Origin of the sequence: Haloarcula amylovorans (assembly GCF_004681185.1) — an archaeon.
Lineage (GTDB): Archaea > Halobacteriota > Halobacteria > Halobacteriales > Haloarculaceae > Haloarcula > Haloarcula amylovorans.
In genome coordinates this window covers 1,044,625-1,068,149 of sequence record NZ_SRIF01000001.1, presented here as the reverse complement: position 1 = coordinate 1,068,149, position 23,525 = coordinate 1,044,625, and the positions used below count along the sequence as shown (strand labels likewise).

The 23,525-nt window shown below is 63.2% G+C and carries 25 protein-coding genes; 11 read left to right on the top strand and 14 right to left on the bottom strand.

Annotated features, from left to right (window positions below):
- The first annotated feature begins 147 nt into the window (after positions 1–147).
- Complete coding sequence (gene dpsA, locus E4S61_RS05380) at positions 148–696, top strand: DNA starvation/stationary phase protection protein DpsA (RefSeq protein WP_135302864.1); 549 nt, start codon at positions 148–150, stop codon at positions 694–696.
- 57 nt (positions 697–753) lie between these two features.
- Here dpsA and E4S61_RS25270 read toward each other — a convergent pair whose 3' ends face one another.
- Positions 754–915, bottom strand: coding sequence for a hypothetical protein (locus E4S61_RS25270; RefSeq protein WP_167768422.1), 162 nt, complete (start codon positions 913–915; stop codon positions 754–756).
- Positions 916–1,007: 92 nt separating this feature from the next.
- Here E4S61_RS25270 and E4S61_RS05375 point away from each other — a divergent pair, with 92 nt between their 5' ends.
- The 3 genes from E4S61_RS05375 to E4S61_RS05365 all read left to right on the top strand — a co-directional run bounded on the left by E4S61_RS05375 (position 1,008) and on the right by E4S61_RS05365 (position 2,719).
- Entirely contained in the window at positions 1,008–1,643 is a 636-nt protein-coding gene (locus tag E4S61_RS05375; protein ID WP_135302863.1) for a DUF7547 family protein, read from the top strand.
- A gap of 68 nt (positions 1,644–1,711) precedes the next feature.
- A complete protein-coding gene (locus tag E4S61_RS05370; protein ID WP_135302862.1) occupies positions 1,712–2,194 on the top strand; it encodes an HTH domain-containing protein in 483 nt (160 codons plus the stop codon).
- Positions 2,195–2,266: 72 nt separating this feature from the next.
- Entirely contained in the window at positions 2,267–2,719 is a 453-nt protein-coding gene (locus E4S61_RS05365; RefSeq protein WP_135302861.1) for an HTH domain-containing protein, read from the top strand.
- On the opposite strand, the gene E4S61_RS05360 is transcribed toward E4S61_RS05365, so the two are convergent.
- Both E4S61_RS05360 and E4S61_RS05355 read right to left on the bottom strand, forming a co-directional pair.
- Entirely contained in the window at positions 2,698–3,066 is a 369-nt protein-coding gene (locus E4S61_RS05360) for a Zn-ribbon domain-containing OB-fold protein (RefSeq protein ID WP_135302860.1), read from the bottom strand. The genes E4S61_RS05365 and E4S61_RS05360 overlap by 22 nt on opposite strands.
- On the bottom strand, positions 3,063–4,214 hold the full coding sequence (locus E4S61_RS05355) for a thiolase family protein (protein WP_135302859.1): 1,152 nt from the start codon (positions 4,212–4,214) through the stop codon (positions 3,063–3,065). Before E4S61_RS05355 ends, E4S61_RS05360 begins: the two co-directional genes overlap by 4 nt.
- A 140-nt stretch (positions 4,215–4,354) precedes the next feature.
- On the opposite strand from E4S61_RS05355, the gene E4S61_RS05350 reads away from it, so the two are divergent.
- On the top strand, positions 4,355–4,537 hold the full coding sequence (locus tag E4S61_RS05350) for a DUF7836 family putative zinc-binding protein (protein WP_135302858.1): 183 nt from the start codon (positions 4,355–4,357) through the stop codon (positions 4,535–4,537).
- Position 4,538: 1 nt separating this feature from the next.
- On the opposite strand, the gene E4S61_RS05345 is transcribed toward E4S61_RS05350, so the two are convergent.
- The 3 genes from E4S61_RS05345 to E4S61_RS05335 are packed head-to-tail and all read right to left on the bottom strand — an operon-like array spanning position 4,539 to position 7,241.
- Positions 4,539–4,916 (bottom strand): hypothetical protein, encoded by a 378-nt coding sequence (locus E4S61_RS05345; RefSeq protein ID WP_135302857.1) that lies wholly within the window; start codon positions 4,914–4,916, stop codon positions 4,539–4,541.
- Positions 4,916–6,496 carry an acyl-CoA carboxylase subunit beta gene (locus tag E4S61_RS05340; protein WP_135302856.1) on the bottom strand — a complete coding sequence of 527 codons (1,581 nt, stop codon included), beginning with the start codon at positions 6,494–6,496 and terminating at the stop codon, positions 4,916–4,918. Before E4S61_RS05340 ends, E4S61_RS05345 begins: the two co-directional genes overlap by 1 nt.
- A 1-nt stretch (position 6,497) precedes the next feature.
- On the bottom strand, positions 6,498–7,241 hold the full coding sequence (locus E4S61_RS05335) for a beta-ketoacyl-ACP reductase (RefSeq protein WP_135302855.1): 744 nt from the start codon (positions 7,239–7,241) through the stop codon (positions 6,498–6,500).
- A gap of 252 nt (positions 7,242–7,493) precedes the next feature.
- On the opposite strand from E4S61_RS05335, the gene E4S61_RS05330 reads away from it, so the two are divergent.
- From E4S61_RS05330 to E4S61_RS05305, 6 genes are read left to right on the top strand one after another with little or no spacing between them, the layout of a single operon-like run.
- Positions 7,494–8,660 (top strand): alpha-1 4-glucan-protein synthase, encoded by a 1,167-nt coding sequence (locus tag E4S61_RS05330; RefSeq protein ID WP_135302854.1) that lies wholly within the window; start codon positions 7,494–7,496, stop codon positions 8,658–8,660.
- A gap of 44 nt (positions 8,661–8,704) precedes the next feature.
- The gene (locus tag E4S61_RS05325) at positions 8,705–9,889 is read left to right on the top strand and encodes an extracellular solute-binding protein (RefSeq protein WP_135302853.1); all 1,185 of its coding nucleotides are present in this window, start codon (positions 8,705–8,707) and stop codon (positions 9,887–9,889) included.
- A gap of 1 nt (position 9,890) precedes the next feature.
- Positions 9,891–11,513: an ABC transporter permease gene (locus tag E4S61_RS05320; protein WP_135302852.1), complete on the top strand. Its 1,623-nt coding sequence runs from the start codon at positions 9,891–9,893 to the stop codon at positions 11,511–11,513.
- Position 11,514: 1 nt separating this feature from the next.
- Complete coding sequence (locus E4S61_RS05315) at positions 11,515–12,651, top strand: ABC transporter ATP-binding protein (RefSeq protein ID WP_135302851.1); 1,137 nt, start codon at positions 11,515–11,517, stop codon at positions 12,649–12,651.
- Positions 12,648–14,657 carry an ArnT family glycosyltransferase gene (locus tag E4S61_RS05310; RefSeq protein ID WP_135302850.1) on the top strand — a complete coding sequence of 670 codons (2,010 nt, stop codon included), beginning with the start codon at positions 12,648–12,650 and terminating at the stop codon, positions 14,655–14,657. The genes E4S61_RS05315 and E4S61_RS05310 overlap by 4 nt, the downstream gene beginning before the upstream one ends.
- Positions 14,654–15,205 carry a gluconate 2-dehydrogenase subunit 3 family protein gene (locus tag E4S61_RS05305; protein WP_135302849.1) on the top strand — a complete coding sequence of 184 codons (552 nt, stop codon included), beginning with the start codon at positions 14,654–14,656 and terminating at the stop codon, positions 15,203–15,205. Before E4S61_RS05310 ends, E4S61_RS05305 begins: the two co-directional genes overlap by 4 nt.
- Here E4S61_RS05305 and E4S61_RS05300 read toward each other — a convergent pair.
- The 8 genes from E4S61_RS05300 to E4S61_RS05265 all read right to left on the bottom strand — a co-directional run bounded on the left by E4S61_RS05300 (position 15,202) and on the right by E4S61_RS05265 (position 23,525).
- Positions 15,202–15,915, bottom strand: a complete 714-nt coding sequence (locus E4S61_RS05300) for a dolichyl-phosphate hexose transferase (protein ID WP_135302848.1) — start codon at positions 15,913–15,915, stop codon at positions 15,202–15,204. The genes E4S61_RS05305 and E4S61_RS05300 overlap by 4 nt on opposite strands.
- Before the next feature lie 48 nt (positions 15,916–15,963).
- Entirely contained in the window at positions 15,964–16,737 is a 774-nt protein-coding gene (locus tag E4S61_RS05295) for a helix-turn-helix transcriptional regulator (protein WP_135302847.1), read from the bottom strand.
- Between the two features lie 260 nt (positions 16,738–16,997).
- A complete protein-coding gene (gene trmB, locus E4S61_RS05290) occupies positions 16,998–18,050 on the bottom strand; it encodes an HTH-type sugar sensing transcriptional regulator TrmB (protein WP_135302846.1) in 1,053 nt (350 codons plus the stop codon).
- A gap of 47 nt (positions 18,051–18,097) precedes the next feature.
- Positions 18,098–19,243 carry an ABC transporter ATP-binding protein gene (locus E4S61_RS05285; RefSeq protein WP_135302845.1) on the bottom strand — a complete coding sequence of 382 codons (1,146 nt, stop codon included), beginning with the start codon at positions 19,241–19,243 and terminating at the stop codon, positions 18,098–18,100.
- A 148-nt stretch (positions 19,244–19,391) separates the two neighbouring features.
- Entirely contained in the window at positions 19,392–20,771 is a 1,380-nt protein-coding gene (locus E4S61_RS05280) for an ABC transporter substrate-binding protein (protein ID WP_135302844.1), read from the bottom strand.
- A gap of 281 nt (positions 20,772–21,052) precedes the next feature.
- Positions 21,053–22,117 (bottom strand): glucose 1-dehydrogenase, encoded by a 1,065-nt coding sequence (locus tag E4S61_RS05275; RefSeq protein WP_135302843.1) that lies wholly within the window; start codon positions 22,115–22,117, stop codon positions 21,053–21,055.
- A gap of 89 nt (positions 22,118–22,206) precedes the next feature.
- Positions 22,207–23,277, bottom strand: coding sequence for a Gfo/Idh/MocA family protein (locus tag E4S61_RS05270; protein WP_135302842.1), 1,071 nt, complete (start codon positions 23,275–23,277; stop codon positions 22,207–22,209).
- A 41-nt stretch (positions 23,278–23,318) separates the two neighbouring features.
- Positions 23,319–23,525, bottom strand: coding sequence for a hypothetical protein (locus E4S61_RS05265; protein WP_135302841.1), 207 nt, complete (start codon positions 23,523–23,525; stop codon positions 23,319–23,321).

Genomic DNA, 23,525 nt, shown 5'->3' with positions numbered 1-23,525 from the left:
ACGGAAAGGGCACTAATCCGTCTACGAACCATCTCGCCGCCGCCGGAAATCCAATGTCGAGACAGTGAATGATTCTTTTGGGTTTCCTAAAATATCTTCCCTCGACAGGAGGTTTTAAGTGCGGCCCGCGAGTATAATCGGATGCCTATGGCAACCCAGGAACACGTCCGAAAGCAGTTCGGTGAAGTCGAGGACAACGAACTTCGGCTCGAGAAGGACAAGGCGGAACAGGTTATCGACGCGCTGAACCAGGACTTGGCGGACACCTACGTCCTGTACCACCAGCTCAAGAAGCACCACTGGAACGTCGAGGGTGCAGAGTTCCGTGACCTGCACCTGTTCCTCGGCGACGCCGCGATGAACGCCGAGGAGGCGGCCGACCTGATCGCAGAGCGAGCGCAGGCGCTCGGTGGGACGCCCATCTCCGGTCCCGCCGCACAGGAAGAACACGCGAAAGTCGAGTACGAGGGACAGGACGTCTACGACATCCGCACCTCGCTGCGACACGACCTCAGAATGTACGGTGACATCATCGAGTCGCTGCGCGACCACATCGAACTGGCGGCGAACCTCGGCGACCACGCGTCGGCACAGATGCTGCGTGAGATACTCGTCGACGTCGAAGAAGACGCCCACCACATCGAACACTACCTCGAAGACGATACGCTCGTCTTCCCGGAAGCGATGAACGAATAGAAACGCTCGCCCTTCGGAACCTCCCGCCGCTTCGCTGATTTGGGTTGCGTGAGTGAGTTATCGCCAGCAATCGACCGTGAGGTCGGTCGCGATCCAGCCCTCTCGGTTCCCGTTTTCGGTGAACACCGTCTTCTCCGGGCCGCTCCCGTGTGCGGTAACGGTCGGCCGCTGGTCGTCTTCGTCCGTGGAGACCGAGACATCGTCCGTTTGCGTTGGCATTGCTAGCGATTAGGCTACCCTAAAGCAAAAAGGGTTTTGGTTGGCCTAGTCGCCACGGCGGACTTTTGTACGTCTCGCCACAACGTGGGGACATGAGCGCCAGTTCCGGTGACGATGTCACCACCCTGTTGGCGGACCTCGTCAGGACCCTCCGGGAGTTAGAGACGGAGGTCGAACCGACCACCGAGAGCGGTCTGCCGCGGCCGCCGACGCCCTCGGAGTTGCGCCGGTTTACGAGCGACGTGACCATCCCGGCCGCGATCCTCGTCTTGCAGACCAACATCGAGGCGCTGAAGCTCCTCCGCCGGGCACTTCGGATGGCAGACGGGCGGCCGGCCACGAGCGAGTCGGCGACGAGAGAGGTCCGCCAACGCGCGACCCAGTTGAGCAAGGTGACGCTCTCGCGACTCGACGACGCTCTCACAGACCTGCAGGACGCGATGGAGGGCCGCCCGCAGGACGAGGAGGCGCGAGAACTCCTCGACGAGGCCCGGCAACTCCGCTCTGACCTCGACGACCGACTGGCCGAACGGCCCAACGAGAACGGTGCCGCGCCCGACGACGCGGCCGATGAGGTGGACGTGCCCGTCGACGTCGACGCCGAGCTGAAGTCCATCAAAGACGACATCGACGGTGCCGACCGAGGCGTAGACGCGAACGACGACCCCGATGCGGCCGATGGCGACGACACGGATGACAGCGATGATGCCGACCCGCGGTCCGAGTAGGCGTACTCAAAGAAGTTAGACATTAAACATAATGTTTTATTATGCCATAGGTACACCTCCCGATACCGATGCCGAAAACAGAGTGTCCAACGACGCGTCGGGCGGAACTGTTCGTCAGGAGCGACCTTCCACGGCCCTCTCGGAAGCGCCGAGTGTCCATCGAGGAGCGACTCAGCCAGCTACAGCGCCGAGGCGTCCTCGACGGGTTCGAGACGACGAGCTGGCGAAAGCGCATTCCCGTCGAAGGCGACGAACCGCGACCGGAGCGCGACCGATACAACGAGTTCGCCGAGTGGGCCCGGGAGGCGGGCGCGTGTCTCGCCCCGTTCTTCGATACCCGACTGTGTTACAGCATGGAGACGGGCGAGAAGCGAACGGAACTCGTCATGCCGGTCCTCTGTCTCGCCATCTACGAGGACGGGGAACTGGCACAGGTCGCACCCCTCGGCAGGGACGGTCAGACGCGCTCGATCGACGCGTTCCTAACCGACCTCGCCGATAGTGGGACGCGAACGGCGGCCGACACCGCGACGGTCACGACCGCAAACTGACGATGACTGGACCGTTCACCGATACGGCTATCTCCGTCGTCAGCGTAGGACACTCATTCGGTGTACGATACCATGACTCACACTCGTCGGTTAGCTGTGTACGTGCGCTCACCCGTCTCTGATGCGACGGAGCAACGCCAGACGGCCACGTTAGCGCGCGCCGACTCACTCCGCCAGCAGGGCCTCGTCGACGACGTGCGCGTCACCTACTGGAACCGCCTCGCGACGGCCTCGAACGCGACCGAAGCGGACGACATCACCGCGATGGAAGCGTGGGCTGCAGAACACGACTGTTCGCTCGCACCGGCCTTCGACCGCCACGACCGCTCCAGCGCGTTCACCGGCCGCGACTCCGTCGTGACGCTGCCGGTGATCTGTCTCGTCGTCTACGAAGACGACGAAATCGCTGGTGTCTATCCCCACGCCGGTCCCGAGGGGCACTGCACCGTCGCGGACGGACTCGACAGAATCGAAAGCGCGCTACAGTGTGGCGAGGAACTCGCTTACACCGGGTCCCAGCGGTAGCCGCCCCACTCCTGGCTCTCGGGGTTCTCGCTCTTGAGGCCGACCTCGGGGTCGCGCAACTCCTCGACGTAGACTGGTTCGACCTCGTCGCCCGTCTCGACGTCTTCGGTGGTCACCTGGCCGAGTGCTCGAACCGCCTCTCCGTCTACGTCGAACTCGACGATAGCGAGTGTGTTCGGTTGCCGAACGCCCGGCGGCGTCGCGGTCGACTTCGTCCACGTGACGACCTCCGCGGTCTGTTCGGAGAGGTCGTGGGTCGACTCCTGTGGTTCGCCACACTCAGGACAGCGCGGGTGAGGAGGATACGAGACGTGACCGTTCGGACATTCGCCTGCACTCAAGGTCATTCTGCGGCCTCCATGATGGTGGTGATGACACAGTTGCCGAAGCCGCCGACGTTACACGCCAGCGCGGTGTCGGCCTCGACCTGTCGCGGACCGGCCTCGCCGACCAGCTGTTCGTATATCTCGACGCCCTGTGCAACGCCGCTGGCACCCAGCGGGTGGCCCTTGGACTTCAGGCCGCCCGAGGTGTTGATGGGCAACTCGCCGTCTTTCTCGGTCTCGCCGTCCATCGCCATCTCCCACGCAGTCCCCTGTTCTGCGACGCCGATGCCCTCCAGCTGGAGGAATTCGAGGATGGTGAACATGTCGTGGAGTTCGGCCACATCCAAATCGTCGGGACCGAGACCGGACATCTCGTAGGCCTGCTTGCTCGATTCGACGACACCACCCATGACCGTCGGGTCGTCGCGTTCGTGGACGACTTGCGTGTCCGTCGCGCCGCCGACGCCCGAGACGACGGCGTACTCGTCGGTAATCTCCTTCGCTCGCTCCTCCGTCGTGAACATCATCGCCGCGCTCCCGTCCGTGATGGGACAGAAGTCGTACAGCCGAAGCGGGTCGGCGATGATAGGTGAGTCGAGCGCCTTCTCCATCGTTATCTCCTTTTGGAACTGCGCCTTCGGGTTGTCCACGCCGTTCTTGTGGTTCTTGACGGCGACGCGGGCCAGCGACTCCCGCGGCGCGTCGAACCGTTCGAGGTAGTGTCGCGCGGTCATCCCGGCGAAGGAGGGCAGCGTCACGCCGTGTTTGTACTCCTCGGGGTGGGTAATCGAGGCGATGATGTCCGTCGCCTCGCCGGTGGTCTTGTGCGTCATCTTCTCGCCGCCGACCAGCAGCGTCATCTCGCTGGCCCCGGAGGCGACCGACTGCCACGCCTCGTAGATGCCCGCGCCGCCGGACGATGAGGTCTGGTCGACCCGTTCTGCGTACGCCGGCAAGACCCCGAGGTCGTGAGCCAGCATGTTCATCACGCCCGTCTGCCCCTCGAACTCGCCGCTCGCCATGTTCGAGACGTACAGGTGCTCTACCTCCTTCGGTGTCACGTCAGCGTCGTCGAGACACTCCTCGCCAGCCTGCGAGAGTAGCCCCTGAATCCAGGCGTCACGCTGCCCGAACTTCGTCATCGACGCGCCGATTACTGCGACTCCCATACGTAGGCCCACTCAGGGGTATCGTGTATTCGTTACGGTCGGAACAGCCCTCGTGAGAAATCCTCACCGTGTCGATTTGTTGTCGTTACTCGATGGGAATCCACACAAAGTATATCTGTGGCTGCTGTCCACACACGTCCATGCAGGAAGCGTGGCTTCAGCTACAGTGCCCCGCCTGCGAGGAGAACTGGGAAGAGAACGTCGCGGACCTCTCGGGTCCGGAAGCGTCGTTCGACTGTGACTCCTGCGGGGAGACGCGCTCCCTCTCAGAGTTCATGCAGACCACCCGCGACCTCGAAGTGCTGCGGCAGTTCAAGGCCTGAATCAATACCGCGCTCGCGCCGCGGCTTTCCACTCGTCGCCTCGTTCGACGCTGTCGGGGCGGCGATGTTTTCCGAACCGCTCTAGCCGGCTGGCCAGTTTCCACTCGTCCACGTAGTCGGTGCTCTCTCGGGTAGCGGCCGCGGCAGCGGCCCGCTGACGGTCCGAGAGGTGCGCGCCGATAGCGGCGCTGATGGCCGCGGCTTCGGCGGCCGTCGCGTCGTCGGGGAGCGAGACATCGAGTTCCTCGCCCGCCGGTATCGTAACGGTCGGGATCGGCTCGGACTCCGCTCCCGTCTGCTCGGCCCGGCGCTCGCTCGCTTCCTCGCCGTCTTCGGTCGCCTCGTCACCGTCCTCGGTGGAAGATTCGAGGGAAGACATCACAACGGGATGTTGCCGTGGTCCTTTGGGGGAGTGTCTTCGCGCTTGCGCTGGAGCAGGTCTAAGTCGTCGATGAGACGCTTGCGCGTGTCCTTCGGTTCGATGACGTCGTCGAGGTAGCCCCGTTTCGCGGGACCGTAGGGATTGGCGAACTCCTCGCGGAAGTCGTCCATCAGCTCCTGTCGCCTGGCGTCGGGGTCGTCCGCCTGGGCGATCTCCTTCCGATAGAGGATGTTGACCGCGCCGCGCGGTCCCAGCACTGCCATCTCCGACCCCGGCCACGCGTAGTTCACGTCGCTGCCGAGGAACTTCGAGGACATGACGATGTACGCGCCGCCGTAGGCTTTCCGGACGACCACCGAGAGCAGGGGCACCGTCGCCTCGGCGTAGGCGTAGATGAGTTTCGCGCCGCGGCGGATGATGCCGTTGTGCTCCTGTTCGGTGCCGGGCATGAAGCCGGGCACGTCGACGAACGTGAGGATGGGGATGTTGAACGAATCACAGAAGCGGACGAACCGCGCGGCCTTCTCGGCGGCGTCGATGTCCAGCGTCCCGGCGCTGACTCGCGGCTGGTTGGCGACGACGCCCACCGACTGGCCGTCCATCCGGCCGAAGCCGGTGATGACGTTGCGCGCCCAGTTGCCGTACACCTCGAAGAACGACTCCTCGTCGACGATACTCCCGACGACCTGCTCCATATCGTAGGGTTTGCGCGGTGCGGAGGGGACGATGTCCGTGAGTTCCGGTACCTCGCGGTCGGGTTCGTCCCACGGTGAGACCCGCGGGGGGTCCTCCATGTTGTTCTGCGGGAGATACGAGAGCAGGCGGCGGATGTTCTCTAAGACCTCCTCCTCGGAGGGATACGAGAAGTGCGCGACGCCGGACTTCGTCGAGTGTGAACTGGCCCCGCCAAGTTCCTCCTTCGAGACCTGTTCGCCGGTGACGGTCTCGATGACGTTCGGCCCCGTGATGAACATGTGGCTGGTGTCTTGCACCATGAACGTGAAGTCCGTCAGCGCCGGGGAGTACGTAGCACCGCCGGCACACGGGCCCATGATGGCCGAAATCTGCGGAATGAGTCCGCTGGCCTTCGTGTTGCGCTCGAAAATCTTGGCGAAGCCGACCAGCGAATCGACGCCCTCCTGAATCCGCGCACCGCCGGAGTCGTTCAGCCCGATGACGGGGACGCCGTTCTCGATGGCCTTGTCCATCACCTTACAGATCTTGTCGGCGACGACTTCGCCGACGGAGCCACCCAGCACGGTGAAGTCGTGTGCGAAGAGGAACACCTTCCGGCCGTCGACTTCGCCGTAGCCCGTGACCACGGCGTCGCCGGCGTAGCGCTTCTCCTCCATCCCGAAGTTCGTCGAGCGGTGTTCGACGAAGGGGTCGACCTCGTAGAAGGTGCCCTCGTCGACGAGGAAGTCGATGCGCTCGCGCGCGGTCATCTTCCCCTTCTCGTGTTGGGCTTCGATGCGTGCTTCGCCGCCGCCGAGTTCCGCCTCTCGACGCTTCTCCCGGAGTTCCTCGACGGGGTCTGTCGGTTCGGTTTCGTCGTCGGGTTCTTCCTGTTGACTCATGTTACCACTCCATGCCGCCGTTGACGCCGAGTACCTGACCGGTCATGTAACTGGACTCCTCGCTCGCGACGAACCGGACGATTCCGGCGATGTCTGCGACGGTGGCGAATCGGTCCAGCGGAATCTCGCGTAGAATCTTCTCCTGGACGCGTTCGGGTACCTCCTCTAGCATGTCGGTCTTGACGAATCCCGGCGCGACGCAGTTCGCCGTCGATCCGGTGTGGGCGAGTTCTAACGCGAGCGTGCGCGTGAAACCGAACAGGCCGGACTTCGTCGTGGCGTAGTTGGCCTGTCCGATGTTGCCCTGCTGGCCGACGACGCTGGAGATATTGATGAGGCGGCCGTGTTCGGCTCCCTTGATGTCGTCGTAGAAGGCATTGGTGCAGTTGAACACGCCCCCGAGGTTGACGTTGACGACTGTATCCCAGTCCTCGCGGGTCATGTTCTCGAACTTCTTGTCGATCGTGATGCCGGCATTGTTGACGAGAACGTCTGCCGAACCAAACTCGTCGGCCACTCGCTCGCGCATGGCCTGTACTTCTGCGGCCTTGGCAACGTCGGCCTGTGCGGCGATAGCGTCCCCGCCGTCCTCGCGGATGGATTCGACGACTGCCCGCGCTTCGGCCTCCGAGGAGCGATAGTTGACGACGACGTTCGCGCCGTGTTCTCCGAGGTCTTTCGCGATGCCGCGCCCGATACCCCGTGACGACCCTGTAATCACACACGTCTGGTTATCGAGGTTCATAGTTCCGTGGCACGACCTCGCTTGTTTCGTACACTCATCTCTCGACTAGGGAGGCAAAGCACAGCCAGATAATAGTTCGCCTTATACAACGTTAATCGCGGTCGCGTGAATATTATGGCCTTGGGTACCGTTCACAATATGGCGACGCAGAGACACATCCACCTGGGCAAGATGTTGGGCGGCCTGGCGATATTTGTTTGGCAGGCCTAAAACGACACCCTCTTTAGGGCTGCCTAAACAGTTCCGGACAGAATGACGGAAGATATCTGCGTCATGGTTCCGACGATTCGGAACCACGAGTGTCTGCGCGAGTACTTCGATAACGCTCGCCGTCACGGCTTCGACCTCGACCGCTTGTTCCTCGTCCTGGTGACAGAGGACTTCTGTGATACCGATGCGATGCGGGAGATGCTGGCCGAGGAAGGCGTCGCGGGGAGCGTCTTCGACGGCGAAGCCCGCGAAGCGTGGTTTGCGGAACGTGGTCTCGACGAGTACTCGCACTTGATTCCAGCGGCCAGTCACGCGCAGACTTCCTTCGGTCTGCTCTATCTCTGGGCCGAGGAACGGCTCGACTACGGAGTGTTCATCGACGACGACACGCTCCCCCACGAGGAGGTGGACTTCTTCGGCACGCATTTGGAAAACCTCGCCTTCGAAGGAACTATCGAGACGGTCGCGTCCGACGAGGACTGGGTGAACGTCCTCTACCAGAACGAGGACGACCACGGTCTCTATCCCCGCGGATACCCCTACGCCGCGATGGACGAGACGGTGAAAACGGCGGACACACACGTCGACGATGTCGTCGCGTCGCAGGGACTCTGGACGAACGTACCGGACTTAGACGCGGTTCGCATCCTGATGGACGGCGACCTGCAGGGGCAGGCTCAGACCCGAACCAGCGCTGAGGACTTCGGCGAGGACTTCGTCGCCGCCGAGGGGAACTATCTCACCGTCTGCTCGATGAATCTCGCCTTCCGTCGGGAGGTCGTCCCAGCGTTCTACCAGCTGCCGATGGACGACAACGAGTGGGACGTGGGCCGGTTCGACGACATCTGGTCCGGGATATTCCTCAAACGAGCCTGTGACGTTCTCGACAAACACATCTACAACGGCAACCCGCTCTGTGAACACAACAAGGCCCCGCGCTCGACGTTCTCGGATCTGACTAACGAGGTTCACGGTCTCGAACTCAACGAACACGTCTGGGAGATCGTCGACTCGGTCGGCGGGGACGCCGACTCCTACGCCGAGGTGTTCGAGGCGATGGGCCGAGCGCTCGCCGAGGGCGACTTCGCCGACTGGGAGAATGGCGCGTTCCTCAACCACTGCGGGGAGTACATGCTCGATTGGCTGGACTGTCTCGACGCGATCGCAGCGACCGAGTCCGAACCGGTCCCGGCCGCGGCCGACGACTGAAAACGCAACTATTTAGGCAAACCTAAAATGACTAACACGCAACGATGACTGACGCTACCGACGAACCACGTCGGACCGGTGACGGCCGGTCTCGGCGACGATTCCTCGCACTCGGCGGCACAGCGGCCGCGACGGCGCTCGCGGGCTGTTCTAACATCCTCGGCAATGGAGACGGGGGTTCGGGTGACTCCGAGGGGAGCGTCTCGCTGGCCGACTTCCGCGGGTCCGGCCCGCTGGTCCAACAGCGTGAGGCACCCAGTGGGACCTCTATCGAGGACCTCCCGGACCTAGACGGGGAACTGACGCTGTACCTCGGCGGCGGCGAGGGCGGGCTCTATCTCGACCTCATCGAACTGCTGGAACAGAAATACGAGAACTTCACCGCGAACCATCGCCTCGAACCCTCTAGCGACCTCGCCAACACCATCATCGAGGAGTCAGAGGCCGGTGCAACCCAAGCGGACGTGTTCATGGCAGTTGACGCCGGCTCGCTGGGTGCGGTGGCCAACGCCGGTGCGACGGCCTCGCTTCCGGAGGAGGCGCTCTCCGCAGTCCCGGCCGACTTTCAGGACGAGCAGGGGCGATGGGTCGGTATCGCTGGCCGCGCCCGCGCAGTGCCGTACAACACGAACCAGTTCTCGGCCTCGGAGATTCCGACGAACGTCCAGCAATTCCCCGAGACCGCGGCGCTACAGGGGACGATGGGCTGGGCACCGACCTACAGCGCGTTCCAGTCGTTCGTTACCGCGATGCGACTCCAGCGCGGTGACGACGAGACGAAAGCGTGGCTGCAGTCGATGCTCGACCACGGCATCTCGGAGTACAACAACGAGTTCGTCGTCTCGAACACCGTCGCCGACGGCACCATCGGCGCTGGCTTCGCCAACCACTACTACGCGCTGCGGGTCCAGTCAGGCCGACCCGACGCACCCATCGCACTGGCGTTCACCGAGGGCGATGCGGGCGCACTCGTCAACGTCTCCGGCGTAGAGATACTCAAAGGGACGGACAACAGCGAACTGGCGTCGAACTTCGTCCGGCACGTCCTCTCGGCGGAAGCACAGGAGTTTTTCGCTACCAGGACCTTCGCGTATCCGATGATTCCCGGCGTCGCTCCGGTCGGCGACCTCCCGCGTATCGACGACTTGCAACCACCGGACATTGACCTGACCGAACTCGCAGACGTCTCGGGGACGGTCGACCTGATGCGCGAGGCCGGCGTCCTCTAACATGGGGGCGAGTGACCGCTTCGAGCGGCTTCGGGAGCAGGCGAACGCGTCCGCGAGCGACGCGTCGTCCTCGACGCCCCCGCTGCTCACAGTGGTCACGGTCGCCCTCTCGTTGCTCTTGATCTCGCCGCTGGTCTGGCTGGCGATTCACGCCGTCGAGATGGAGACGGCCCGCATTGTCGCCCTCGTCACCGGCGAGACGGCAATCGACGTCACGCTGAACTCGCTGGTGCTGGTGACGGCAGTCACCGCTGTCTCGGTTCTCGTCGGCGTCCCGTTGGCGATTCTCACCGTCCAGACTGACCTCCCGTTCCGGCGGTTCTGGACGGTCACGTCGGCGCTTCCGCTGGTCGTCCCAAGTTACATCGGCGCGTTCGCGTTCGTCTCGGCATTCGGGCCGCGCGGCGAACTCGCGGACCTGCTCACGCCGCTCGGTATCGAGCAGATTCCACCGATCCACGGGCTTCACGGTACCGTTCTCGTCCTGACGCTGTTCACCTATCCGTACGTCTTCCTCACGACGCGCGCGTCGCTGCTCTCCTTCGACGGGACCGTCGTCGAGGCGGCACGTACCCTGAACCACACCCGCTGGGAGGCGTTCAAGCGCGTCACGTTCCCCCAGATTGCACCGGGTATCGCGGCGGGAGGACTGCTGGTGGCGCTGTACACGCTCTCCGATTTCGGGACGCCCGCTATCATGCAGTACGACGTGTTCACGCGGATGATATTCACTGAACAGCAGGCTCGCAATCTCGACTCCGCCGCCGTCCTCTCGATACTGCTTCTCGTGATGGCGATGGCCATCCTCGCCGTCGAGTCCCGTATCAGCGCCGGCCGCGAGGGAGCGTACGTCAGCAGCGGCGACCGTCGGCCCGGCACCATTCGGCTCGGCTACTGGAAGCTCCCGGCGACGCTGTTCTGTGCGAGCATCGCCACGCTCTGTCTGGCCCTCCCAATCGGCATCCTCGCCCAGTGGCTCTTCCGTTCGGAGTCCGCCGCCCCGAGTCAGTTCACGTTCGGACTGGTCCCTGTCCTCAACTCAGTGGGACTGGCCGCCGCCGCCGCGGGTATCTGCGTCGTCGTCGCCCTCCCAATCGCGTATCTGGCGGCCCGAGGCGACGGGACGCTCTCCGCGCTCCCCGAACGGATTTCCTACGTCGGCTACGCCGTCCCCGGCGTCGTCATCGGTCTCTCGCTCATCTATCTGGCGCTCCGGTTCGTCCCCTTTCTCTACCAGAGCGTTCTCGTGTTGGTGTTCGCCTACGTTGTTCGCTTCCTCCCGCAGGCCGTCGGGACGACGGAGTCCTCGCTTCTACAGGTGGACCCCAGCTACGTCGAGGCCGCACGGTCGCTCGGCTACGCACCGCTCAGCGCGTTCCGCGGAGTGGTGTTACCGCTCGTCGCACCGGGGATCGCCGCCGGTGCGGCGCTGGTCTTTCTCACGACCATGAAGGAATTGCCGGCAACGCTGATGTTACGCCCGACTGGCTTCGAGACTATCGTCACGTACATCTGGCTGGTGCGAGGCGCGGCCTATCAGGGGCAGGCGGCGGTCCCGGCGCTGATTCTGGTCGGCGTCTCGGGGCTCTCGATGCTTATCATCCTTAGACAGGAGGGACGCTAACATGGCAGAACGACAGACCACAGAGCAATTGTCGGAGTTTGACACGGTCGAGACAGCGGTATCGGACCCTGAACGGACGGTACTGAGCGTCGAGAGCGTCTCGAAGGAGTATGCAAAAGAGGTCGCTGTAGACGACCTTTCGCTCGACGTGAAAGACGGCGAACTGCTCACCTTGCTCGGGCCGTCCGGCTGTGGGAAGACGACCACGCTCCGAATGATCGCCGGGCTGGAGCGACCGTCGGAGGGTCGAATTTCCATCGCCGACGAGACGGTGACCGGCGGCGAGGACGGGGGGTTCCGCAAGCCCGAGGAGCGCGACGTGGGCATCGTCTTTCAGGATTACGCGCTGTTCCCGCACCTCTCGGTCGCCGAGAATATCGCCTTCGGTCTGACCGAGATGGACGAGACCGATACCGAACGGCGTGTGGACGACCTACTGGAGCTGGTTGACCTCACCGATCACCACGACAAGATGCCCAAACAGCTCTCGGGCGGCCAGCAACAGCGCGTCGCCCTCGCTCGGTCACTCGCGCCCGAACCGGACGTACTCCTGCTGGACGAGCCCTTCTCGAACCTCGACGTTCGCCTCCGCGTCGAGATGCGAGAGGAGGTCCGCAAGATTCTGAAGCGCGCCGGCGTTACCGCGATTTCCGTGACCCACGACCAGGAGGAGGCGCTGTCCATCAGCGACCGCGTCGCTATCATGAACGACGGGACGGTCGCGCAGGTCGGTGACCCAGCCGAGGTGTTCGAGAACCCCGAGAGCCGCTTCGTCGCCAGTTTCCTCGGGCAAGCGAGTTTCCTCTCGGCGCGCGTGACCGACGAGCAAATCGAGACGGGACTGGGATCGTTCGACCTCGAACTGTTGAACGGCCCGGTCGAGGCCTACGACGGTGCGATGGTGGACGTGCTCGTCCGCCCCGACGACCTCAAGGCCGTGCCGACCAGCGAACCGAAAGCCGACGGCTACGTCGTCCACCGTCAGTACAACGGCCCCTCGTTCGTCTACCGGGTCGAACTCCACAGCGGCGACATCGTCCACTGCATGCACAACCACGTCGAGACGTTCGAGGCCGGCCAGCCGGTCGAAGTCGACCTCGCCGCCGACCACGAACTGGCCTGGTATCCCGCGGAATGAACCGCTTGCGACGGCCACCGGTCCAAGCCGCCGTCGTCGCAATTCTTGGAGGACTGGCCGTTTTCTCTATCTCCCACCTCGTCTTCCCGTATTACACGAGCAACCACGACGAGGCCGTCTACCTCCAGCAGGCCGCGATGTTGCTCGACGGGCAGTTGTTTCTCAACCCGCCAGTCGAGGGCGTGTTCCGGCCGTGGTTCTTCGTCGAGAGCGAGCGGGGCCTCTACTCGAAGTACACGCCCATCACTGCGGCGATGTTCGCCGTTGGGAAGCTGCTGGGCGGCTACCGCGTCGCCCTTGCGCTCACCGCGACCGGTGTCCTCGCCGGGACGTATCACACCGTCCGAGAGGCGTTCGACGCCCGAACCGGCGTCGTGGCGAGTTGCCTGCTGCTGGTCTCGCCACTCTTCCTCGTGGACGCATCGGTGTTTCTCTCGTACGTCCCGACGACGTTTTGGAACCTCGCGTTCGCCGCGAGCTACCTCCACAGCGACCGCACTGGTAGCTATCGAACGGCGACGCTTTCGGGTGTCTGCGTCGGTGTCGCCTTCTTCACGCGGCCGTACACAGCCGTCCTGTTCGCCGCGCCGTTCGTCTGTCATGCCCTCTGGTCGCTCCGCACGGTCCGACGCCCCGTCGTCGGACGAATCGGTCTGACGGCGCTGTTCGGCCTGCTCGGCGTCGCCACCACGCTCGGGTACAACGCACTCGTGACCGGCGACCCACTGGTCTTCCCATATCAGGCATTCGCGCCCGAGGACGGCCTCGGCTTCGGCCACCGAGCGATTCTTGGATACGAGCAGAACTTCACGCCCGCACTTTCCGTGGCGGCCAACGGCGAACTCCTCTGGAAACTCGCCACCCAGTGGGTCGTCGCCGGGCCGCTCGGAACGCTCGCGGCCCTTCTCGGGGTGGCAACAGTCGCCAGACGCGCGTCGGGGTACGATTCGCGCCAACTCGCGCTTGCGGGCGTGTTCCTCTCCGTCTCGCTCGGCAACCTCTACTTCTGGGGGACGCTCAACATGCTCGGGTCGCTTGCGGATCCGACGGACGGTCTCGTGGCGTTCCTCGGCCCCTACTACCACGTTGACCTCCTGGTTCCGACAGTGGCGTTCGGCGCGGTCGGCCTCCTGTCGGCCGCGAGCGGGATTCGAACCGCTGTCGAGACGCGCGTCTCGACGGCCAACGCCCGGCCCGCGATAGTGGCGGTGACGCTGCTCTGTGCGGCCGCGTTCGGTTCCGCGACCGTCGCGGCGGCCGCGGAGCCGCTACAGGACAACTACGAGGTCACTCAGCAGTACGAGTTGGCCTACGAACCGTTCGAGGACCGCGACCTCGGAAACAGCGCCGTCTTCCTGCCAACACCGTACGGCGACTGGCTCAACCACCCGTTCCAGCCGTTACGCAACGATCCCGGGTTCGACGGCGACACCGTCTATGCGATGGGAGACCGACAGTTCGCGGTCGTCGAGAGCTACCCCGACAGGCGGTACTACCGCTACGCGTACCGCGGTGAGTGGATTCCGTATCTCGGTCAACCGGTCGAACCGACGCTCCAGCGTGTCCGTCTGGCCTCGGGCGAGTCGGTTCGAACCGATGTCTCGGCGACAGTGCCCGAATCGGCCACCGGGGTCACGCTCCGTCTCACGAACGGCGAGTCGAACGCCTACGCCACCACCGATGGCACCGAACCGCTCGACCTCCAGTTGATCACGAACGGCAACCGGACGCGACTGACCGGCGACAGTATCACCGACCCGGTGACCGTCTCGACGCCAGCGAACGGCACCGTGACCCTCGTCGCGTTCGTCGACTTCGGTCACGGGTCAGGAGTTAAGTACCGCGTCGAACTTCCGGTCGATAGCACGCCAAGCGGCGTCCGCGCGCTCACGCCGCGACTGGAAGTGTGCTGGTCCGAGCGACGTTGCGGCGGCCAGGCCGCCTACATCCCCGGGACGCACCGCTACGGCATCGAGATGAACGCGACGGTTGCGGGGCAGGCGTGACCGACTACGAACTCACCAGACGCGACGCGCTGAAAGCGCTGGGCGCGGCAGGCGTCACCGTCGCCGGCGGCGCAGCCGCCCTCTCGTGGCCGGACGACGGCGAGACGAAGCGTGACGGCCAAACGCTCGGCGACCACGAGCGCGAGACGCTCCACGCCGTCGCGAGGGTCGTCTATCCGAGCGAGGTGAACGGGGTCGAGGAGTTCGTCGATAGCTACGTGAGCGGACGGGTGGGGTCAGATCCCGACCGCGCCGCGGGCATCGCCGACGCGATCGAAGCGCTTGACGCCTACGCCCGCGAGTGGGAAGACGGCGAGTTCGTCGCACTCGACTCGACGCTTCGAACCGAGACGCTCAGTGCGATGGGCATCCGACAGGCCGACCCCGACCCGAACGGCGACCCGCGCCAGCGGGTTCGCTACTACCTCGTCAACGAGCTTCTGTTCGCGCTGTACAGTTCGCCGACTGGCGGGAGGTTAGTCGGCATCGAGAACCCGCAGGGCCATCCCGGCGGAACGGAGAGCTATCGCCGGCCACCCGATAGTTAGCGGAACCGCTCTTGGAGCGCCACGCAGACGATAGATTTGGCGATAGCCGCGCCGCCGGAGAAGGGGTCGAGCTTCGTCTCGCCCTTGCGCTCGTCGTACTCGATGGGCCGTTCGCGCACGTCGTACTCGCGCATCAGCGGACGCATGAGCAGTTCCGCGGAGAGGCCGGTGTTCTCGGTCCACTCAATCTTCTGGACGACCTCGCGGCGGTAGGCACGCATCCCCGTCGTCGTGTCGTGGACGCGTCGCCCCATCAGGACGCTCGCTAAGAGCGCGAACAGTTCGTTGCCAAGTTTGTTCATTCCCGGCATCTCGTCGGCCCCGTAGTAGAGCCGGTCGCCGCTGACCACGTCCGCGCCGTCGTTTATCTCCGCGAGGAAGTCCGGCAGCCGTTCCATCGGGTAGGTGTCATCACAGTCCGTCGTGACGACGATCGGGCGATCGGGCGTCAGTACGGCCTCGCGGACCGCGACGCCGTACCCCTGTGGCTCCTGTTCGACGACGGTCGCACCGTGCTCCCGGGCGATATCGGGCGTCCGATCGCTGGACCCATCGACACAGACGACTTCGGCCCGGCCGTCGGTCACGTCGGCGATATCGGAGAGGACCGTCCCGATAGCGTCCGCTTCGTTGTACGTCCCCATTACGACCGCGAGATCGTCGAACGTGAACTCGTCGTCCGCCCCTCGTTCGAGTCGCTGCGTACTCATTGGAGGAACTCTCTGCTCGGCCCTCTTGAGTTTTTAGGTTCGCCAAAATCATGCGGACAGATACGTATCAACCGGCGTTGCCGCAGTCCAAACGTACTCGAACAACTCCGATCCCCACTGGACGGCGGAATCGGACTCGGAAAGTATCGTCGTATCCGACCATCGCCCGTCGGGTTCTGGAAGTGTCAGAATCACCCACTCCGCCGAGACGGCGAGCGCGTACGGCACAGACGAGACCCGTACGGGCGTCCGCTCGAACGTCGCCGTAAACGACGCGCCACTCTCGTCGGTCAGCACGTCGTCTACGACCTGCTCTCCTACGACGAGACGGGAGTCGTCGGTGTCCGGCATCGCCGCCTTGTAGTCTGCATGGTATATCGGCGAGACGACATCACAGCGGTCGACGCCGTCGATACGGGAGACGATCTCTCGGACGATCCGGTGACGGTCGTGTTCTGCGGCCCGGAGCACCTCGTAGGCACCCAGTTCGGGGAGTCGACAGCGAAACCGCTGTGGGACGACGCTGGCGTCGTGGTTCGCCCAGTACTCCGGGTCGACCGCGAGGAGCTCGTCCGTCGCTTGTCGTCGTTCGAGCACATCACCGACGAGTCGTCCGGTCCCAGTGAGACGCCACCCGTCCACTGTCTCTTCGACGACGCCCCGCGTTTCGAGACTGGAGAGCGCCTCGTAGACGGCCGAATCGCTGGCATCGAGTCCTGACAAGAGCGTCTCTGTCGGTTGTGGATGCTCACACAGCGACCCGACGACCGCGGACCGAACCGCCGACGCCCCAACGTACTCGACGAGTGAGCCATCTGTCATCTCTACGCCTAGCTGTCGGCAACGATTGATATATCTGTTTCCACTGGCGTTGGACTGTTCCACTGGGCGTGAGTCAGTCCACGCACCAGATAAAATTCCGCGCCTAGATAGCGTAATATTTTACACGCACTACCAACTATACGCTGTTGCTGTCCGATTCAACGGCCCCGCTGATAGGGTTACGTACTCGTGGGCACTCGGACCGAACTCCCCGCTGATGTGTCCGACAGGCCACGAGTCTCATTGTCCTTTCAAACCGATTAGACAGACGGCGGCTCGTCCCGAGCGACCTGTATCTCGTAGGCTTCGATGTCCTCGTAAGCCGCCAGCTGCCCGCCGACGTCGACCGGTCCGTCGGCCGTCTCGACGACGAGCGTCGCCACCTCGCGGTTGGGTCCGAACGACACTTCGTCGACTTTCCCTTGGACGACCCAGTGGTCGCCCGTCTCGACGTCGCGTCCCTCGATGGTCGCGTAGAACTCCTCGTCGAGCGACGCCAGATCGGAGATACATCGTCTGATGGTGCCGTAGCGGCGCGGGAAGGGGATTCCCATCCCGTTGGAGGCGATGACGTCCGCCGTCGTCCAGAGGACGGTGTTGAGAAACCCGGAGACCAGAAAACCCAGCTCGGAGCGATTGAAGATGACGCCGTACCGGTCGGCGTCGCCCCGGATGGACTCGCGTGTGGCGTACATCGAGTAGTTGCCGTCGGCGACCGCCACGACGGGGGTCGTGATTCCTCGACGCCCCTTCACCGTCGTCGCCACCGAGAGGTAGTCGAAGTCGTCGGGGTCGGGCGCTTCCTTCGCGGGCGAGAGGAGTATCTCCGTGGCGATTCCCTCCTCCCGTCGTGTGGCAAGTTGAGACTCCAGTCGATTCAACAGCGAGGGCGTCAGCGACAGCGTCAGTTCGTACTCGGCGGCGTCGATGATGTCTTCGAGGTAGCGCAGGATCGTCGGTCGGGATTTCACCAGCGAGACGGCCTCCGGTTCGCGAGCCGGCGCGGTGTACCGTGAGGAGAGGTCCTCGACGAGATCGTCGAGCGACTGCTGGATATCGCCGAACGCGTCTCTCGGGTCGATAGCGAGCACCTTCATCGGCCGCGACTCCTTGAGTTCGACGAGCCCAACGTCGCTGAGGCTTCGAACCGTATCGTACACTCGTGGCTGTGGGATATCGGTGTTCTCTGCGATTTCCGACGCCGTCAGTTCGCCGTGTTGAAGCACGGCGAGGTACGCGGCAATCTCGTATTCACCGAGGTCGAATCGTGTGATTACTTGCTCGAGTGAAGCTTCCAGGTCGTCGCCTGACATACCCGGGGGTTTATCGGACGGCTACAAAGAAGTTCGGCCCTGCGTGACTATTGCACGCGGGGCGACCCGGCGGCTTCGAGTTTTCGGTTGTGTAACGCCTTGCCCGTCTCTCGGTCGAAGAGATGGATTGCGGACTCCGGGAATCGTGCGACGAGTTGCTGTCCCGCGTCGACGCTTTTCATCCCGTCGAGGACGGCGGTGAAGAGGTTCTCCTCTGCCCGCTCGTTCCCCTCGAAGACGAGGTGGATGACGTTTTCGTCGCCCATCGGCTCGACGACGTCGACGGTCGCTCTGTAGTCGTGTTCGGAGTCGACGCTAGAGCGGAGTTCGACGTCTTCCGGCCGAACGCCCAACACGAGGTCCGTCGCCTCTCCCAGCGAGGAGATCGTCTCCTCGGAGAGATCGTAGTCGAACTCGTCAGTGACGAGCGTCGATCCCTGTAGCTCGGCGTCGAAGAAGTTCATCGACGGCTCACCGATGAATCCCGCGACGAAGAGGTTGTTCGGTTGGTGGTAACACTCCAGGGGTGTCGCGCACTGCTGGAGGATGCCGTCGTTGAGGATCGCGACGCGGTCGGACATCGTCATCGCCTCCACCTGATTGTGCGTGACGTACACAGTGGCGACGCCGATGTCCTCTTGCAGCCGCTGGAGTTCGGTCCGCATCTCTGCGCGGAGCTTCGCGTCTAAGTTGGCCAGCGGTTCGTCCATGAGAAAGACGTCGGGATCCCGGACGATCGCACGACCCAGTGCGACGCGCTGTTGTTGCCCACCAGACAACTCGTCTGGACGGCGGTCGATGAGTTCTGGGATACCGAGCATCTCAGCGGCCTCTTCGACGCGCCCGTTTATCTCCTCGTCCGAAAGGTCGGTGGACTCCTCCAGTCCGAACGCCATGTTCTCTCGGACGGACATGTGGGGATAGAGCGCGTACGACTGAAACACCATCGCCGCGTTCCGTTCTTTCGCTGGAATGTCGTTGACTACCCGGTCACCGAGCCGAATCTCCCCTTCGGTAACCTGTTCGAGGCCCGCGATCATCCGGAGCGTCGTGGACTTCCCACAGCCGGACGGGCCGACCAGTACGAGAAACTCGCCGTCGGCAATGTCAATAGAGACATCATCGACAGCGATGATCTGCTCGCCGTCGTCGTCGAATACTTTCGTTACGTTGTCGAGTGTAAGACTTGCCATCGCTTAGTTCCCCCATTAAGGGACTGTATTTTACCGCTCGCTGCCACCCGATTGCTCGGGTCTGTAACGTCTGAAACGCCCGTTGGCCAACGTATATAGCTACCGCTTGCCCGATAGCGATAAATAAACGAAGGCCGGTCGGCGGGTGTTACTGGCTGTACGCGTTGGCCAGCTGACTGACGACCTCGTCGTTCGAACCGCCGGAGATGAACGAAGAGATGGCAGAGCTGACACCAGACGCGACGGCGGGCGGTGCTGCGAGCCCGTGAGCCAGCGACCGCGGCTGGGCGTCGCTGTTCTGGAAGTCCTTGATCTGGTCGGAGGAGAACTCGTTGAACGGCTCGGTCGAGGCGTCCTTCCGGGGCGGAATCGCGCCCTTGCCGGGACAGAAGATCTCCTGTGCCTCGGTCGTGCCGGCGAACTGGCACCACTTCGTGGTCGCGTCCGGCGACGGGTTGTTGACCGGGTACGGGAACGAGTCCATGTTCAGGGAGTACGATCCGGAGGTGCCCGGGAAGACGGTGTAGTCCCACTCCTCGCCGTACGTGAGGTCGTTCGTGATGTAGGTCCCGGCCGCCCAGTCACCCTGGTGGATGAAGCCGGCCTCGCCGTTGATGACGCCGTTGTTGGCCTCGGTCCACGAGATGGAACCGGCGTCGCTCGGGTAGTACTCGCTGTACTCGCGGACGATGTCGAGCGCCTGACCGAGGGAATCGGAGTTAGCGTTGATCTTGCCCTCCTCGAACGTTGCGGCGTACGTCTCCGCGTCCGTAACGCCCAGATACACGGTGGCGAAGAGTTGGACGGTCGACCACGGGGAGTTGGTCTGGTGTGCCATGCCCGTGTACCCCGCATCGCTGACGGCCTTTAACGCATCAGTGAGGTCCGACGGCGTTTCGAGACTCGACGGGTCCACACCGGCGTCCTCGATGACGCTGACGTTGTAGAACAGGTTGTTGATACGGTGGATGTTGAGCGGAACCGTTACGAAGTTCCCAGCTGGCTGCGCCGCGGCCTTCGGGCCGGCGAGGTAGTTCTCCTTCATCCCGTTCTCGCTCCAGACGGAGTCGCCGATGTCCTCGAGAAGGTTCGCGTCCGTGTACGGCTTCAGCGCCGCACCGGGCCACTGCTGCCAGGTACTGGGGTGGTTGCCGTTCTGGATACGGGTCCGGATATTGGACTGGAGGTTCGAACCAGCGCCACCGGCGATGAGGTTCTCGTCGAACTGGACGTTGGGGTATTTCTCGGTGAATGCGTCCATCATGGACTGAATCGCTTCCAGTCCGTCGCCCTCGCCCCACCAGTGAGCGACTTCGAGCGCCTGGGTCTGCGTCGCGCCCCCGTCGCCCCCGTCGCCGCTCGTGCTACCGCCGTCGCCACCGTCGTCACCGTCGCCACTGGTACTACCGCCATCGCCGCCGTCGCCGCCGTCGCCACCACAGCCAGCGAGCGATGCAGCACCTGCCGCACCAGCGATTCGAAGCGCGTTCCGTCGTGTGAGCCGTTTGTCAGAGTTGTCGTCAGTCATGGTTGCACCAATACCTCACTATTTCGTATTGAGGATTCACACTTAATACTTCTGTATGACAACAGTCGTTGTTTTACCTTCTCGATATCGGGACAAATTCGACCGCAGTATGGCGATTTTCCATATATTAACGATAGAGGAATTATTTCACACAAAATTATATATCAGCAGACGTGCGATTTATTGCGCAGTGACGATGCTGTATTTGGTGGTGGCTAACACCGACAATCGCTGTATAATTATTCCGATACGAAAGACAGTATCAGAAAGCGAGTAAATCGTTACAGCGTGTCGAACTCGACGACCGCTTTGATCTGTTCGTCGTCGTCGACGAAGGCCGGATCGACTTCCTCGGGCGTTGCGACCGTCGTGACGAGTTCTTCGAGCAGCCACTCCGGCATCGATTCGAGCGTTTCGACGGCGTACTCGAAGTGCTTGATATGGGAGTTGACGGTGCCGACGAGACACTTGTTGTGCAACACCAGTTCGTTGTGCAGCGATCCGCCGTCGATCTCGAAGTCCCAGGGTTCAGGGATGCCCAAGAGCGCCCCCACACCGTTCGGTGCGAGCGCGTGGACCGTCTCGATGACGTGGGGTGCGAACCCAGTGGCCTCGTAGATGTAGTCAATAGGTTCGTACTCGTCGGGAATCTCGTCGACGGACGTCTCGCGCGAGTCGACGTAGGTTGCACCGAGTTCCTCGATGATGTCGATGGTGGAATCCGGTCGGTCACGGCGGCCAACGCAGTAGGTGCGGTCGTACTCCTGCCCGAACATCCAGAGGGTCAACAGGCCGAGCGAGCCGTTCCCGAGTACACAGGCTGCCTCGGGCCGCCATTCGAACGGTTCTCGCGTCGCGTACGCGTGTTCGTTCGCCTTCTCCGTGATGGAGATTGGCTCGACGAAGAAGCCGTACTCGGCGAGTTCTTCGGAGACTGGGACGAGATAGTCCGCGGGCGATGTGAAGTATTCTGCCATGTAGCCGTGCCCACCTACGATCCCGCGTTCGACGTACTCGCCGGCCGGTGCCATATCCGGTTCCCCACGCCGGAAGTACTCGTTCGTCTCGCCGTCGGGCTTGCGCCGGACCGTCGGGACGACGACCTGTCCTTTCTCCAGGCCGGTTCCGTTCGGTTCTTCGACGACGCCGACGGCCTCGTGGCCCAGAACCATGTAGTCCTCGCCCTCGGGGAACCCACCGTGTGACCCGGCGATGACTTCGTGATCTGTCCCGTCCACGCCCACCCGAAGCGTCCGAACGAGTGCCTCGCCCTCGCCGGGTTCCGGCCGCGGCACGTCCAGCAACTGCGGTTCGTCGCCATCGCGGGTGACACCAATCGCTTTCATAATCTACCGGACAGTGAGAGCACTGATGATTAAGTCTTTCTTCACCATTATCGCTGCTGGATATGAGGAGTAAAGATAGTGAGGCGGAGCTATTCGATGGAAACGGCACAACCTTGTTCGCTGGAACGGTAGATGGCGTCCATCACGCGCTGGACAGCCAGCGCCTGTTCGACCGTGTTGGTTCCCGGGGGTTCATCGGCCGCGACGGCCGCTAAGAAGCGCTCCTGTTCGAGCGCGTGCGGCTCGTCCTCTCCGGTCTCGATCTCCGTCGTTCGGTGATGCATCGCTCCGGTCGTCGCCGTCTCGTACAGTTCCAGCGAGTGGTCTTTCAGGTCGAGCCCGGCTCCGGCCTCCGAGCCGCGGACGTAGTACTGCTGGCTCCCGGGTCGGTTGCTCGCCCACGCGACTTCGAGCGTGATAGTCGTTCCGTCGGCACAGCGGATAAACGCACTCGCGGAGTCGTCGACGCTGAACTCGCTCGCACCCCGGTCTTCGCCCCACATGTGGAGATATGAGTAGTCCTCCCTCGTGCCGAACTGCGCACGGGTCTCGCCGCTCACCTCTATTACGTCGGGATAGCCGAGCAAATACAGCGAGAGGTCGATCGCGTGTGCTCCGATGTCGATGAGCGACCCACCGCCTGCGATGGGTTTCCGCGTGAACCACGACCCGCGTCCGGGGACGCCGCGTCGCCGGATGTAGTCGGCCTCGACGTGCGAGATCTCGCCGAGCGTCCCGTTCCGTTCGTACTCGACGAGCGCCTGTACTGGGTTTGCAAAGCGGTTGTGAAAGCCGACCATGCAAAATCCCTCGGCGTCAGCCGCCGCATCGGCGATGCGTTCTGCGCTTTCGAGCGTGTGTGCTAGCGGTTTCTCGACGAACACGTCCCGGCCCGCATCGAGGGCGTCGACGACGTACTGTTCGTGAAACTTGTTCGGCGTCGTCACGAGGACAGCGTCCACGTCGGCGTAGAACTCGTCGGGGTCCTCGTACACTTCCGCACCGTACTCCTCGGCGAATATGCGTCGTGCGTCCGGGTCGACGTCCATGCCAGCGGCAACGAGGGCGCCCAGGCCGGCGTTCTGCAGCCGGTCACAGTGGAGGTGGGCGATGTTGCCGAGGCCGACGAATCCCAGACGAATGGATGATAAGTCACTCATAGTGGTTGAAAAGAGACGAACGAGACGAAAGCTCTCTCGACTCAGTACAGTTGCTGCTCGCGCTCTTCGCGTTCGTCTTCTCGTTGCTGTTCTGCCTTCTCAGCGCGTTTCCCGCGGCGGTACTTGACGAGTCCCGGGATGATCTTGTTCTTCATGTCGAAGACGAACGACGCGATGCCGTACGCCCAGAAGAAGAACAGGACTACCATCCCGCTCCAGTAAACCGTTGCCGCCAGATGCGTGCTCAT

Excerpts from the sequence above, each read along its gene's own strand:
- dpsA (WP_135302864.1), top strand. The coding sequence starts at position 148 with ATGGCAACCCAGGAACACGTCCGAAAGCAGTTCGGTGAAGTCGAGGAC.
- E4S61_RS25270 (WP_167768422.1), bottom strand. The coding sequence starts at position 915 with ATGCCAACGCAAACGGACGATGTCTCGGTCTCCACGGACGAAGACGAC.
- E4S61_RS05375 (WP_135302863.1), top strand. The coding sequence starts at position 1,008 with ATGAGCGCCAGTTCCGGTGACGATGTCACCACCCTGTTGGCGGACCTC.
- E4S61_RS05370 (WP_135302862.1), top strand. The coding sequence starts at position 1,712 with ATGCCGAAAACAGAGTGTCCAACGACGCGTCGGGCGGAACTGTTCGTC.
- E4S61_RS05365 (WP_135302861.1), top strand. The coding sequence starts at position 2,267 with ATGACTCACACTCGTCGGTTAGCTGTGTACGTGCGCTCACCCGTCTCT.
- E4S61_RS05360 (WP_135302860.1), bottom strand. The coding sequence starts at position 3,066 with ATGACCTTGAGTGCAGGCGAATGTCCGAACGGTCACGTCTCGTATCCT.
- E4S61_RS05355 (WP_135302859.1), bottom strand. The coding sequence starts at position 4,214 with ATGGGAGTCGCAGTAATCGGCGCGTCGATGACGAAGTTCGGGCAGCGT.
- E4S61_RS05350 (WP_135302858.1), top strand. The coding sequence starts at position 4,355 with ATGCAGGAAGCGTGGCTTCAGCTACAGTGCCCCGCCTGCGAGGAGAAC.
- E4S61_RS05345 (WP_135302857.1), bottom strand. The coding sequence starts at position 4,916 with ATGTCTTCCCTCGAATCTTCCACCGAGGACGGTGACGAGGCGACCGAA.
- E4S61_RS05340 (WP_135302856.1), bottom strand. The coding sequence starts at position 6,496 with ATGAGTCAACAGGAAGAACCCGACGACGAAACCGAACCGACAGACCCC.
- E4S61_RS05335 (WP_135302855.1), bottom strand. The coding sequence starts at position 7,241 with ATGAACCTCGATAACCAGACGTGTGTGATTACAGGGTCGTCACGGGGT.
- E4S61_RS05330 (WP_135302854.1), top strand. The coding sequence starts at position 7,494 with ATGACGGAAGATATCTGCGTCATGGTTCCGACGATTCGGAACCACGAG.
- E4S61_RS05325 (WP_135302853.1), top strand. The coding sequence starts at position 8,705 with ATGACTGACGCTACCGACGAACCACGTCGGACCGGTGACGGCCGGTCT.
- E4S61_RS05320 (WP_135302852.1), top strand. The coding sequence starts at position 9,891 with ATGGGGGCGAGTGACCGCTTCGAGCGGCTTCGGGAGCAGGCGAACGCG.
- E4S61_RS05315 (WP_135302851.1), top strand. The coding sequence starts at position 11,515 with ATGGCAGAACGACAGACCACAGAGCAATTGTCGGAGTTTGACACGGTC.
- E4S61_RS05310 (WP_135302850.1), top strand. The coding sequence starts at position 12,648 with ATGAACCGCTTGCGACGGCCACCGGTCCAAGCCGCCGTCGTCGCAATT.
- E4S61_RS05300 (WP_135302848.1), bottom strand. The coding sequence starts at position 15,915 with ATGAGTACGCAGCGACTCGAACGAGGGGCGGACGACGAGTTCACGTTC.
- E4S61_RS05295 (WP_135302847.1), bottom strand. The coding sequence starts at position 16,737 with ATGACAGATGGCTCACTCGTCGAGTACGTTGGGGCGTCGGCGGTTCGG.
- trmB (WP_135302846.1), bottom strand. The coding sequence starts at position 18,050 with ATGTCAGGCGACGACCTGGAAGCTTCACTCGAGCAAGTAATCACACGA.
- E4S61_RS05285 (WP_135302845.1), bottom strand. The coding sequence starts at position 19,243 with ATGGCAAGTCTTACACTCGACAACGTAACGAAAGTATTCGACGACGAC.
- E4S61_RS05280 (WP_135302844.1), bottom strand. The coding sequence starts at position 20,771 with ATGACTGACGACAACTCTGACAAACGGCTCACACGACGGAACGCGCTT.
- E4S61_RS05275 (WP_135302843.1), bottom strand. The coding sequence starts at position 22,117 with ATGAAAGCGATTGGTGTCACCCGCGATGGCGACGAACCGCAGTTGCTG.
- E4S61_RS05270 (WP_135302842.1), bottom strand. The coding sequence starts at position 23,277 with ATGAGTGACTTATCATCCATTCGTCTGGGATTCGTCGGCCTCGGCAAC.
- E4S61_RS05265 (WP_135302841.1), bottom strand. The coding sequence starts at position 23,525 with ATGAGCACGCATCTGGCGGCAACGGTTTACTGGAGCGGGATGGTAGTC.